Annotated in this window: 8 protein-coding genes; 2 read left to right on the top strand and 6 right to left on the bottom strand. The window is 75.1% G+C overall.

Translation table 11 applies throughout. The features are described from left to right. Window positions 1-15 precede the first annotated feature (15 nt). The gene (locus ACFW1I_RS18605) at window positions 16-3,048 is read right to left on the bottom strand and encodes an ATP-binding protein (RefSeq protein ID WP_384670991.1); all 3,033 of its coding nucleotides are present in this window, start codon (window positions 3,046-3,048) and stop codon (window positions 16-18) included. Window positions 3,049-3,361: 313 nt separating this feature from the next. Here ACFW1I_RS18605 and ACFW1I_RS18610 point away from each other — a divergent pair, with 313 nt between their 5' ends. Beyond that, entirely contained in the window at window positions 3,362-5,608 is a 2,247-nt protein-coding gene (locus tag ACFW1I_RS18610; protein ID WP_384670993.1) for an alpha-N-acetylglucosaminidase, read from the top strand. Between the two features lie 8 nt (window positions 5,609-5,616). Here the strand turns inward: ACFW1I_RS18610 and ACFW1I_RS18615 are convergent, their stop codons facing one another. The 4 genes from ACFW1I_RS18615 to ACFW1I_RS18630 form a co-directional block, all read right to left on the bottom strand. Beyond that, window positions 5,617-6,780, bottom strand: coding sequence for a thiolase domain-containing protein (locus ACFW1I_RS18615; protein ID WP_384670994.1), 1,164 nt, complete (start codon window positions 6,778-6,780; stop codon window positions 5,617-5,619). Then, on the bottom strand, window positions 6,773-7,834 hold the full coding sequence (locus tag ACFW1I_RS18620) for a thiolase domain-containing protein (protein WP_384670996.1): 1,062 nt from the start codon (window positions 7,832-7,834) through the stop codon (window positions 6,773-6,775). The genes ACFW1I_RS18615 and ACFW1I_RS18620 overlap by 8 nt, the downstream gene beginning before the upstream one ends. Beyond that, window positions 7,831-8,802, bottom strand: a complete 972-nt coding sequence (locus ACFW1I_RS18625) for a Zn-ribbon domain-containing OB-fold protein (RefSeq protein ID WP_384670999.1) — start codon at window positions 8,800-8,802, stop codon at window positions 7,831-7,833. Before ACFW1I_RS18625 ends, ACFW1I_RS18620 begins: the two co-directional genes overlap by 4 nt. Before the next feature lie 261 nt (window positions 8,803-9,063). Then, a complete protein-coding gene (locus ACFW1I_RS18630) occupies window positions 9,064-9,864 on the bottom strand; it encodes a crotonase/enoyl-CoA hydratase family protein (RefSeq protein ID WP_384671002.1) in 801 nt (266 codons plus the stop codon). A 165-nt stretch (window positions 9,865-10,029) separates the two neighbouring features. On the opposite strand from ACFW1I_RS18630, the gene ACFW1I_RS18635 reads away from it, so the two are divergent. Next, a complete protein-coding gene (locus ACFW1I_RS18635) occupies window positions 10,030-11,661 on the top strand; it encodes an acyl-CoA synthetase (RefSeq protein WP_384671004.1) in 1,632 nt (543 codons plus the stop codon). 15 nt (window positions 11,662-11,676) lie between these two features. Here the strand turns inward: ACFW1I_RS18635 and ACFW1I_RS18640 are convergent. Then, on the bottom strand, window positions 11,677-12,713 hold a 1,037-nt coding region (locus tag ACFW1I_RS18640; protein ID WP_384671005.1), incomplete at its 5' end, for an alpha/beta fold hydrolase.

Genomic DNA, 12,713 nt, shown 5'->3' on the forward strand with positions numbered 1-12,713 from the left:
GCGGGCCCGGCGGCCTCAGTCCACCGGATCCGCCGGGCCGGCCGCCGTCTCGGCCGTCTCTGCCGTCCCCGGCTCGACGGTGTCGCCCAGGGCGTGCGCGAGACCGGAGCGGTCGGTGCCCAGCTTGCGGTAGACGGAGGAGAGCAGCCGGGCGGCGGTCGTGGGGTCGACGCCGAGGACGGTGGCCGCGTCGAGGCCGCGGACGCTGGCCCGGGCGGCGGCCCGCTCACGGGCGGTGAGCGAGTTGCCGTCGGCGGTGTGCAGGGCGCGCGGGCGCAGTCCGGCGGCGGCCAGCTCGGCGCGGGCCTCCTCGACCAGGCCGTCGGCGCCGCAGTCCTGGGCGGTCTCCAGGCCCCGGTACAGGTGCTCGGCGGCTTCGGCGTGGCGTTCGGTGCGGCGGAGCGCGGCGCCGAGGGCGACGAGGGAGCGGGCCAGCTCGTACGCGGCCGGGGACTGGTCCAGCCAGTCGACGGACTCCTCCAGGAGCTTGATCCGCTCGGCGCCCTCGGAGACCTCGGCGGTCACGCGGAGCGCCTGGCCGATCGCGGAGGGCGCGCCGTACTGGCGGGCGCGGGCGACGGCGTCCTCGGCGGTGGCGAGCGCCCTGGCCGGGGAGCCGGTGGCGGCCTCGGCGAGCGCGAGGTAGAGCTGCCAGGGGCTGCACGACGGGTTCCGCTTGCCGCGCGGTTCCAGCCGGCGGCCGATGTCGGTCAGCGCGGCGCACGCCTCCTCGGCGCGGCCGGTGGCGAGGAGCAGTTCGGCGTGGACGGTCTCGCAGTCGGGGATGGTGACGGTGGCGGGGAAGGGTTCGCCGAAGTCGTGCTCGCGGGCGACCCGCTCGGCCTCGTCGGTACGGCCCCGGGCGAGCAGGACCTCGATCATGACGCCGGTGGCGTACCAGAGGGCGGGGGTGCGGGGGCCGACGCGCTCGGCGAGGCGCAGGCCCGCGCGGACGAAGTCCTCGGCCTCCATGAGCCGGCCGCGGCGGAAGCGGATGTAGCCCAGGAGGGTGTACGCGAAGGAGAGGTGGGCGCCGCGCCAGCCCTGCTTCTCGAACTCGGCGGTGCCGGCGGCGAAGAGCTCCTCGGCGCGGCCGGGCCGGTCGGCGTAGAGGTGGATGAGGGCGACGAGGACCGGAACCTCGAAGCCGCGGCTCTCGTCGGCCCAGCTCAGGCCGCCTTCGAGGGCCCGCTCGGCGTGGCGGAGGGCGACGGTGGCGGGTTCGGCGCGCAGGGTGGCGTCCCAGGCGCGCATGCCGATGATGTAGCGCTCGGTGAGGTCGCGGCCGGGGAGCCGGTCGGCGAGGGCGGCCAGGCGGCGGGAGCGGGCCGGCGATTCCGGCTCGTCGGACCGGAGGGCGTCCCACATGAACCGCTCGGCCTGGATGCGGAGCCGGCTGCGGGCGTCGGTGGTCCGGCGGCTCTCGCTCTCCAGCAGTTCGGACGCCTCGACGAGCCGGTCGCTGTGGGCGAGGACCTGGGAGAGGCGGTAGACGATGCCCTGGCGCAGGACCGGGTCGGAGATGGGCTCCTCCAGGGCCGCGCGCAGGTGGTTGACGGTGGTGGCGGGTTCGGTGAGGAGCGAGGCGGAGCCGAGCTCGAAGAGCACGGCGGCGCGCTCGTCGGCGGTGGGAGGCTCCCGCAGGGCGCGGGCGAGGTGGCGGCGGGCCGCGTCGGGGGCGCCGGCCCGGAGGTTCTCGCGGGCGGCGGCGCGGAGCTGGGTGACGACCCACGGGTCGCCCTCCGGGTGGGTCTCCAGGAGGTGGCGGGCCGCGGCGGCGGGGCCGAGCCCGGCGTCGATGACGCACCAGGCGGCCTGGCCGTGGAAGGCGACCCTGATCGCGTCCGGGATGGCGCGGTAGACGGCGCTGGCGATCAGCGGGTGGACGAATTCGAGGGGGCCGTCGGGGGTGCTGGGGGCGGCGAGGACGCGGGCCTCGCGGAGGCGTTCGGCGCAGTCGGCCACGGCCTCGTCGCCGAGGCCCGCGAGGGCGCCGGCGAGGGCCGGGGAGATCTCCGTGCCGAGGACGGCGCAGGCCCAGGCCAGGCGGACGGTGGCGGTGCCGAGCCGTTCGAGGCGCTGGACGAGGCCGCTGCCCTTGAGGGCGGCGGCGAGGTCGCGGAGCTCGTGGGCGCCGTCGGCGGTGGGGTCGAGGCCACGGTCCCGGACCTTGGCGGCGAGTTCGACGGTCTCGAAGGGGTTGCCGGCGGTGACGGTCCAGAAGTCGTGGCAGAACGCGTCGTCGGCGTGGGCCCCTATCCGGTCGCGGACCAGCCGGGCGACGGCCTCGGCGGTGAGCGGGGCCAGGCCGTGCGGGCGCTGTCCGGACCGGCGTCCGGTGAATTCGGCGCCCTCGTCGGGAAGTTCGTCGGGCCGGTAGGCGACGACGAGGAGCATGGGGAGGTCCTCGGCGCGCGGGGCGAAGGAGGCGAGCCAGCCGAGGGACTCGGGGTCGGCCCAGTGGGCGTCGTCGAGGACGACGACGAGCGGGGCGCGGCGCACGGCGAGGTGGGTGAGGACCCAGTCGAGGCCGTCGCGCAGGCCCTGGGGGTCGGGCGGGGAGCCGGCGGTGGCGGCGCGGAGGCCGAGGGCGGGGCCGACGATGTCGTACCAGGAGCCGAGCCGTTCGCGGAGTTCGGCGTCGGAGGCGTGGGCGAGCTGGGGCTGGAGGAGCTGGCGGGCGACGTGGAAGGCGACGCGCTGCTCCTGGTCGCCGCCGCGGGCGGAGAGGACGGTGCAGCCGCGGGCGCCGGCCCGGCGGCGGATCTCGGCGAGGAGGGTGGTCTTGCCGAGTCCGGCGGGGGCGGCGTAGACGAGGACGCCGCCCTGCGCGGTGGGGGTTTCGGGGCGCTGTTCGGCGGAGCCCGTACGGCCGTGGAGGGGGATGACGCGGGCGTCGCGCGGGGCGGGGACGCTCACGGGCGGGGACGGGGGTTCGTCGGCGAGGCCGGTGAGCAGGTCGAGCGCCTCCTCGGCCGCGTCGAGCGCGGCTTCGCGTTCGAAGAGGCCGAAGCCCTGGCGGGCCTGCCTGCCGTCCTGTCGTGCCACGTTCCACCCCCACACAGGGGGCGCACGCCCGGCGCACGGTCGGGGCGCCGGGGCGATCACCCCACGAAAGCTCCAGCGTACGCCGGAACGGGCCGTGTGTAACGGCATTCTCCCAAGCAGTTCGGGTGGTCTTGGAGCGGAGGGGCGCCCGTTCCGACGCGCAGGTCGGGGCGTGTTCGACGGACAGATGTACGGGGTCGGGGAAGGGGCGCGCGGAGCGTGTCGTCCTTGACCGGGGTCCCGGCGGCGTCTCCCATATGACGGGCGGTCAGTTCATGATCGCCATAGGTCCTGACGAGGGGATGAGCCGACCATGAGACCTCCCATTTCCCGTGCGCGGTCCTGGGCCGCCCGCTCGGCGTGCTCCCTCGCCCTGTGCGCCACCGTGCTGACGGCGCTGCCCTCCTCGGTGCCGGCCGCGGCGGAGCCCTCGGTGCCGGTCGCGGGCGCGGCCGGGGCCCCGGCGGGGGCGTACTCGGTGGGCGCGGCGCGGGCCGCGCTGGCGCGGCTGCTGCCCCGTCACGCGCGCCAGTTCGACCTGGTCCTGGTGCCGGCCGACGGCGGGGGCGACCGGTTCGCCGTGTCGGGTACGGCGGGGCGGATCGTCGTCACCGGCACCACGCCGGCCGTCCTGCTGCGCGGGGTGCACTGGTACCTCTCCTACACCGTGGGCGTGGACCTCGGTTCGCCCGGCGACAGCCTGTCGGCGCTGCCGGCCCGGCTGCCCGCCCCGTCGGGCACGGTCACCAAGTCGGCGTCGGTGCCGCACCGGTTCGCGCTGAACGACACGGACGACGGCTACTCGGGGGCGTACCGGGACTGGGCCGCGTACGAACGCCAGATCGACCTCCTCGCCCTGCACGGGGTGAACGAGGTGTTCGTGCAGATGGGCGCCGAGGCCGCCTATCACGCCGCCTTCCAGGAGTTCGGCTACACGGACGAGGAGCTGCGGGCGTGGATCCCCGGGCCGGCGCACCAGCCGTGGTGGCTGATGCAGAACATGTCGTCGTTCGGCGGCCCGATGACCGAGCAGCTGATCTCCCGCCGGGCGGCGCTGGGCAAGCGGATCGTGGACCGGCTGCGGGAGCTGGGCATGACGCCGGTGCTGCCGGGGTACTTCGGCACGGTGCCGCCGGGCTTCACGGCGCGCAATCCGGAGGGCCGGGTCGTGCCGCAGGGCCGGTGGATCGGCTTCACCCGGCCGGACTGGCTCGATCCGCGCGGGCCGCTCTTCCCGCGGGTCGCCGCCGCCTTCTACCGGCACCAGGCGCGGCTCCTCGGCACCACCACCATGTACAAGATGGACCTCCTCCACGAGGGCGGGAACCCGGGTGACGTGCCGGTCGGCGAGGCCGCCGCCCGGGTGATGACGTCCCTGGACGACGCGCGGCCGGGCTCGACCTGGGTGCTGCTCGGCTGGCAGCGCAACCCGAAGGCCGAACTGCTCGCGGGCGTCGACACCTCGCGGCTGCTCGTGGTGGACGGGCTCTCCGACCGGTACGACAACCTGGACCGTGAGACCGCCTGGTCCGGGACGCCGTACGCCTTCGGCACCATCCCCAACTTCGGCGGGCACACCACGATCGGCGCCAACACCTCGGTGTGGACGGACCGGTTCGAGGCGTGGCGGAAGAAGCGGGACAGCGCGCTGCAGGGGATCGCCTTCCTCCCCGAGGCGACCTCCGCGAACCCGGTGACCTTCTCCCTCTTCACCGAACTGGCCTGGCGGGATGCCCCGATCGAGCACGCCGACTGGTTCGCCGCGTACGCGGCCCGCCGCTACGGCTCCCCCGACCCGCACGCCGCCAAGGCGTGGGAGTGGCTGCGGAAGGGCCCGTACGGCACCGCGTCGAACGGCTGGAGCGAGTCCCAGGACAGCCTCTTCACCGCCCGCCCCAGCCTCACCGTGCGGACCTCCGCCTCCTGGGGGCCGAAGTCGATGCGGTACGACGCGGCGACCGTCGAGCAGGCCCTGGCCGAACTGCTGCAGGTGGCCCCGGCGCTGCGGTCCACCGACGCGTACCGCTTCGACCTGGTGGACACGGCGCGGCAGGCGCTCACCAACCGCAGCCGGGTGCTGCTGCCGAAGATCAAGGCAGCGTACGAGGCGAAGGACCTGACCGCCTTCCGGGCCGGGGCGGCGGAGTGGCGGCGGTCCATGACGCTGCTCGACGAGGTCCTCGCCACGGACCGGCGGTTCCTGCTCGGGCCGTGGCTGGAGGGCGCCCGCTCGTGGGGCGGTTCGGACGCGGAGCGGGCGACGCTGGAGTTCGACGCCCGCTCGCTCGTCACGACCTGGGGGCACCGGGCGGGCAGCGAGGCCGGGCTGCACGACTACGCCAACCGCGAGTGGTCGGGACTCGTGTCCGGCTTCTACGCGCCCCGCTGGTCCACCTACCTGGACGCGCTGGAGACCTCGCTGGTCACCGGGCGGGCGCCCGCCGCGATCGACTGGTTCGCCTGGGAGAACGCCTGGAACCTGCGCCGGGACTCCTACCCGGTGACCCCGAAGGGCGACCCGGTGGCGCTGGCGACGCGGGTCCGCGACAGCCTGCGCTGAGCGGACCGTCAGACCGGCGGTTCGGCGCCCACCAGCCACATGGAGAAGAACTGGGCGCCGCCGCCGTAGGCGTGCCCGAGGGCCCGGCGGGCGCCGTCCACCTGGTGCTCGCCGGCCTCCCCCCGGACCTGGAGGGCGGCCTCCGCGAAGCGGATCATGCCGGAGGCGCCGATCGGGTTGGTGGAGAGGACGCCTCCGGAGGGGTTCACCGGCAGGTCCCCGTCGAGTTCGGTGACCCCCGCCTCGGTGAGCTTCCACCCCTCGCCCTCGGCGGCGAAGCCCAGGTTCTCCAGCCACATCGGCTCGTACCAGGAGAACGGCACGTACATCTCCACGGCGTCGATCTGCCGGCGCGGGTCGGTGATCCCGGCCTGCCGGTAGACGTCGGCGGCGCAGTCGCTCCCCGCCCGGGGCGAGACGAAGTCCTTGCCGGCGAAGAGCGTCGGCTCGCTGCGCATGGCTCCGCCGTGCACCCACGCGGCGGGGCGCGGCGCCCGGTCCGCGCCGGCCCGGTCGGTGAGGATCATCGCGCAGGCGCCGTCGGAGGAGGGGCAGGTCTCCGAGTAGCGGATCGGGTCCCACAGCATCGGGGACGCCTGCACCTTCTCCAGGGTGATGTCGTGCTCGTGGAGATGGGCGCAGGGGTTCTTGAGCGCGTTGCGGCGGTCCTTGTACGCGACGAGGGAGCCGATCGTGTCGGGGGCGCCGGTGCGCCGCATGTAGGCGCGGACGTGCGGCGCGAAGAAGCCGCCGGCGCCGGCGAGCAGCGGCTGCTGGAACGGGACCGGCAGGGACAGGCCCCACATGGCGTTCGACTCGGACTGCTTCTCGAACGCGAGGGTGAGGACGGTCCGGTGGACGCGGGCGGCGACCAGGTTGGCGGCGACGAGCGCGGTCGACCCGCCGACCGAGCCGGCGGTGTGCACCCGGAGCATGGGCTTGCCGACGGCGCCGAGGGCGTCGGCGAGGTAGAGCTCCGGCATCATGACGCCCTCGAAGAAGTCGGGCGCCTTGCCGATGACGACGGCGTCGATGTCCGCCCAGGTCAGCTCGGCGTCGGCGAGGGCGCGCAGGGCGGCCTCGCGGACCAGCCCGGCGAGGGAGACGTCCCGGCGGGCGGCCACGTGCTTGGTCTGGCCGATGCCGACGACGGCCACGGGTTCCTTAGCCACGGGGGTCTCCTTCCAGTACGGCGACCAGGTTCTGCTGGAGGCAGGGCCCGGAGGTGGCGTGGGCGAGCGCGCGGTCGGAGTCGCCCCGGTGGATGCCGGCGGCGGCCTCGCCGAGCCGGACGAGCCCCGCGGCCATGAGGGGGTTGGCGGCGAGCGCGCCGCCGGACGGGTTGATCCGGACGTCGTCGCCGAGGCCGAGCGCCTTGGCGAGCACGACCTCCTGGGAGGTGAAGGGGGCGTGCAGCTCGGCGGTGTCCACGGGCCGTTCGAAGGCGCCGGCCCGCTCGGCGGCGAGCCGGGTGGACGGCGAGTCGGTGAGGTCGCGGACGCCGAGGGAGTGGGCCTCGACGCGGTGGTCCATGCCGCGGATCCAGGCGGGCCGCGCGCACAGCTCGCGGGCGCGGTCGCCGGCGGCGAGGATCACGGCGGCGGCGCCGTCGCCGATCGGCGGGCAGTCCCCGGTGCGCAGCGGCGCCACGACGTGGTCGCCCTGCGGGCGGGCGCCGGTGACCTGGGCGTACGGGTTGGCGGCGGCGTCGGTGCGGCTGCGGGCGGCGATCGCCGCGAGGGCCGCCTCGTCGGTGTCTCCGGCGTCCATGAGGGCCCGGGCCTGGAGCGCGGCGAGGGCGACGGAGTCCGGCCAGAGCGGGGCGAGGTAGTACGGGTCGAGCTGGCGGGTGAGCACGTCGCGGACGGGGCCGGGCGAGGACTTGCCGTAGGAGTAGACGAGGGCGGTGTCTGCCTCGCCGGTGAGCAGCTTCACCCACGCCTCGTACAGCGCCCAGGCCCCGTCCATCTCGACGTGGGACTCGGAGATCGGCGGCCAGGCGCCGACGCCGTCGAGGGTCATGGTGAAGGAGAAGGGCCGCCCGGCGAGGTAGTCGGAGGAGCCGGAGCAGGTGAAGCCGATGTCGGAGGTCCGCAGGCCGGTTCGGCGCAGGACCTCGTGGAGGACGGGCATCACCATCTCGACCTCGGAGAGGTCGTCGGTGCGGCGACGGTGGTCGCTCTGGGCGAAGGCGACGATGGCCACGTCCCGGCCGGGGGCGCTCATAGCAGCTCCTTGTACGTGTCGTAGTCCGCGTCCGGTTCGCCGGTGGGGCGGTAGTGGTCGGGGTAGCGGCCGTCCTCGCTCCACACGGGCTCGACGCGCAGGCCCATCCGGACCTGGTCGTAGGGGATGCCGGCGATCCGGCCGTGGAGGGCGAGCCCGGCGCCGTCGAGGGCGATGTGGGCGTAGACGTAGGGGACCTCGATGTCGAGATTCGCCGTATGCGCGGCCTTGATGTTGACGATGCAGAAGGTGGTGACGGTGCCGCGCGGGCCCACCTCGACCTGGTCGGTGGTGGCGACGCCGCAGGTGGGGCAGGCGCCGCGGGGCGGGACGTACACCTTGGAGCAGGAGGGGCAGCGCTCGCCGACGGTGCGGCGCTCGGACAGCGCCTGGAGGTAGCGGGTCTGGGCGCGGCCCGGGCTGTAGGTGTAGTCGAGCCGGGCAGGGGTGGTGATGCCGGTGACGGGCCGGTCGAACGCGCCGGTGTGCGGGGCGGGTCCGGAGGGGGCCGCGTCCCCCTCGTCGGGCTCGAAGCAGGCGATGTCCGTGATGGCGCCGGTCCGTTCGGCGGCCCAGCGGATCCGGACGCGCATGCCCGTGCGCACGGCGTCCGGGCCGGGGGCGTCGAGGGCGTGCAGCAGGGCGGTGTCGGCGCCGTCGAGGCGGACCAGGACCCAGGCGAAGGGGCCGTCGAGCGGCTGGCCCGGGCGGGGTGCGGGGTTCCAGGCCCAGGTGGTGACGGTCCCGGTGGGCGCCACCTCGACCAGCTCGCGCAGCTCGGCGGCGGTCTCGGGGTCGTACTCCACCGGCGGGACGAGCACCCGGCCGTCCTCGGTCCGCACGCCGAGGACGGTGCGCTCGCGCAGTCCGGTGAGGAAGGCGGACTGGACGGGGCCGAGGGAGCGGGTGAAGGGAAACTCGACGACGAGCGGGGCGCGGAGGGTTTCGGGGGGTGGGGTGAGGGTCACGGGCGGGCCTTTCTTGGGGGGGCGGGGCGGTGGGACTGGGCGGGGGGACGGTGGGGCGGCGGGGCGAGAGCGGTGGGCGGGCTGTTTCAGCCCGCCCGGCGTTTGAGGGCACGGCCGAAGGCGGTACGGGGCCCGGCGACCAGCCCGCCGGGGTCCCCCGCGCCGCCAGGCGCCGGGCGAGTCCGAGGCGCGAGGTCCGGGGTCCGAAGTCCGAGGCCGGGGTGGAGCCCCGGTCGCGGGAAGGGGCGGGGTGGGGAGGCGTCACTCGCGGCGGTACACCGGCGGCCGCTTCTCCGCGAACGCCCTCGCCCCCTCCTTCGCGTCCGCCGTGTCGAAGATCGGCCACCCCCGCTTCAGCTCGGCGGCGAGCCCCTCCGTCTCGGTCAGCTCGGCCGTCTCGTACACGGACGCCTTGACCGCCTCGACCGCCAACGGCCCGCAGGCGTTGATGCGTTCGGCGAGGTCGAGGGCGGTGTCGAGGGCGGTGCCGTCGGGGACGACCCGCCCGATCAGCCCGATGCGGGCGGCTTCCTCCGCGGTGTACGGCCTGCCGGTGAGCAGCATTTCGAGGGCGTGGGTGCGCGGGATCTGGCGCGGCAGCCGGACGGTGGAGCCGCCGATCGGGAAGAGGCCGCGCCGGACCTCGAAGAGGCCGAACATGGCGGAGGATCCGGCGACCCGGATGTCGGTGCCCTGGAGGATCTCCGTGCCGCCGGCCACGCAGGCGCCCTCGACGGCGGCGATGACGGGCTTGCGGGGGCGGTGGTGGCGGAGCATCGCCTTCCAGTGCAGGTCGGGATCGGCCCTGAGCCGGTCGCGGTACGCGTCGCCTTCCATGCCCTTCCCGGCGAGCGCCTTGAGGTCCATGCCGGCGCAGAAGGCGCCGCCCGCCCCGGTGAGGACGATCGAGCGGACGGAGTCGTCGGCGTCGGCCTCGATCCAGCCGTCGTGGAGGCCGACGAGCATCGGCAGCGACAGGGCGTTCTTCGCCTCGGGGCGGTCGAGGGTGAGGACGAGCGTGGCGCCTTCGCGCCGCACGGTGAGGTGTTCGGTGCCGGCCATGGGCATCTCCCGTCTCCAGTTCTGGAACAGGTTGCAGGAGTGGCGTGGGCAGTTCAATAGTTTTCTGACACTCAGTCAGATTCTTTGACGCACCCCCTTCCCACCTGTGCCCGTCGGTGCTCTGATGACCGCCCGAGTCCGAACGCGCCGGGGTCAGGAGGAACGGTGGAGTACAACCTTGCCGACCTGTTCGAATCGGTCGTGGACGTGGTGCCGGAGCGCGAGGCGCTGGTCTACGTCGACCACCCGGGGACGGGTGCCGAGCGCCGGCTCACCTACGCCGAACTCGACGAGGCGGCCAACCGGCTGGCCCACCACCTGCTCGACGCGGGCGTCCGCCCCGGCGAACACCTGGGCCTCCACCTCTACAACGGCGTCGAGTACCTCCAGACCGTCCTCGCCTGCCTCAAGGCCCGGATCGTGCCGGTGAACGTCAACTACCGGTACGTCGAGGAAGAGTTGGTCTACCTCTACCGGGACGCCGACCTCACGGCGCTGGTGTACGACGCCGAGTTCACGGACCGGGTGGCGGCGGCCCTGCCGCGGGCCGGGAGGCTGCGGCACCTCGTGCGGGTGGGGACCCCGCCCGAGGGGGCCGCCGCGCTCGACTGCGTACCCCTCGAAGAGGCGGAGGCGGCGGCGGATCCCGGGCGCGGCTTCCCGCCCCGCTCCGGCGACGACCTCTTCATCATCTACACCGGTGGCACCACGGGCATGCCCAAGGGCGTCCTGTGGCGCCAGGAGGACCTCTTCTTCGCCGGTCTCTTCGGCGGCGACCCCTCCGGCGAGCCGGTCAAGCGGCCCGAGGAGCTGGCCGAGCGGGTCGCCGCGGGGGGCGCCGGCCTCACCTTCTTCCCCGCGCCGCCGCTCATGCACGGCACCTCCACCCTCACCACGTTCATCGCCTTCCACTACGGCCAGCGGGTGGTCCTGCACCGCAAGTACGTGCCCGAGGAGGTGCTGCGGACGCTGGAGAAGGAGAAGGTGTCCAGCATCTCCCTGGTCGGCGACGCGATGCTGCGCCCGCTGATCGACGCGCTCGCCGGGCCGATGCGCGGCACCGACCTGTCCGCGCTGTTCAGCCTCTCCTCGTCGGGCGCGATCATGTCGGAGACGGTACGGGCGCAGCTGCGCGAGCTGATGCCGAACGTCGTCCTGCTCAACAACTTCGGCTCCACGGAGTCCGGTTCGAACGGCCGGGCGACCGACGACTCGGGTCCCGAGCGGGGCTTCCGGCTGCACGTCAACGAGCGGACCCAGGTCGTCGACCCGGCCACCCGGGAGCCGGTCGAGGTGGGCGGGATCGGCCGCCTCGCCCAGCGCGGGCACGTGCCGCTCGGCTACTACAACGACCCGGCGAAGACGGCGGAGACCTTCTTCGAGCGGGACGGCGTGCGGTGGGTCCTCCTCGGCGACATGGCCACGGTCGACGCGGACGGGGTGGTGACCGTCCTCGGCCGCGGCTCCCAGTGCATCAACACGGGCGGCGAGAAGGTCTACCCGGAGGAGGTCGAGCAGGCCCTCAAGTCGCACCCCGACGTGTACGACGCGCTGGTGGCGGGCGTCCCGGACGCGAAGTGGGGCAACCACGTGGCCGCCGTCGTCCAGCAGCGCGAGGGCTCGGCCCCCCTGGACCTGGCCGCCGTCCAGGCCCACTGCCGCCGCCACCTCGCCGGCTACAAGGTCCCCCGCCAGCTCGTCCTCACCCCCCGCATCCAGCGCTCCCCGAGCGGCAAGGCGGACTACCGCTGGGCGAAGACGGTGGCGACGGAGGCGGACGCGGAGGGGCGGGGGTAGCGGCCCCCGGCCTCGCTACAGGCCGAACTCCCGGAGCGCGGCGAGGAACGCGGCGGGGCGGGCCTCGTGGATGAGGTGGCCCGCCTCGACGGTGACCAGTCGGGCACCGGGGATTGCGTCGGCGAGGCCGGCGAGCTGCTCCTGGGGGATGTGGCTGGTGGGGCCGCCGGCCAGGATCAGGGTGGGGGCCGTGATCGCGGGCAGCCGGGTGCGCCAGGCCGGATCGGGGGCGTTCAGCTCCGCGTCGGTGGTGGGGACGATCTCCCAGTCGAAGGCCAGGGGGCCCTCGGGGCGCCCGGCCACCGGGCGCGGCGGGTCGAGGGGGACGAACGCGGGCGGTTCCTCCAGCACGAGACGACCGACGAGGCCCGGTTCGTCCTGGGCGAGGAGGCAGGCGGCGCCGGCCCCCATCGAGTGGGTGACGACGGTGGCGCCGGTCAGGCCGAGGGCCTTGAGGAAGCCGCCGAGTTCGTCGCGGAAGTCCGCGAAGCCGTAGCCGCCGGGCCGGTCGCTGAGCCCGTGGCCGCGCAGGTCCACGGCGTACACCCGGTGGTCGGCCGCCAGCTCGTCGACGATCCCCGCCCAGGTGAGGGAGGACTCGCCGCGCCCGTGGACGAGCACGACGGGCGGGGCGTCCTCGGCTCCCGCGACCCGGTGGGCGAGCCGTACGCCGTCGACGGTGACCGTGCGGACGGCCGGGTCGAGGAAGGCGGCGACGGGGCGGACGAACGCGTCCGGGTCGTCCATCCACGGGTAGTGTCCGGCGCCCGGCTGCACGACCAGCTCCGCGTCCGGGAAGAGCGCCGCCGCCTCGGCCGCCCGGGCGGGCGTGGGGCCCGCGTCGAGCTCGCCGGCCAGCACCAGCACCGGCGCGGTGAGCGCGGCGAGGGCGCGGCGGGTGGACTCCGGGTCGTAGGCGCCGTCGCCGTGGTAGGCGACGGCCGCCTCCCAGCGGGTGCGCCCGGCGCCCGGCCCCCCGGGCGCGCGGGCGGCCGGGGCCCCCCGGCCGGACGGGGAGGGGGCGGCGGTGTCGTGCACGCGCGGCAGCGGGG

It is taken from the genome of Streptomyces sp. NPDC058955 (genome assembly GCF_042741435.1).
In the GTDB taxonomy this organism is placed as follows: Bacteria; Actinomycetota; Actinomycetes; order Streptomycetales; family Streptomycetaceae; genus Streptomyces.

Bases quoted from the DNA above. Each gene is read 5' to 3' on its own strand.
- ACFW1I_RS18610 (WP_384670993.1), top strand. From the start codon at position 3,362: ATGAGACCTCCCATTTCCCGTGCGCGGTCCTGGGCCGCCCGCTCGGCG.
- ACFW1I_RS18620 (WP_384670996.1), bottom strand. From the start codon at position 7,834: ATGAGCGCCCCCGGCCGGGACGTGGCCATCGTCGCCTTCGCCCAGAGC.
- ACFW1I_RS18630 (WP_384671002.1), bottom strand. From the start codon at position 9,864: ATGGCCGGCACCGAACACCTCACCGTGCGGCGCGAAGGCGCCACGCTC.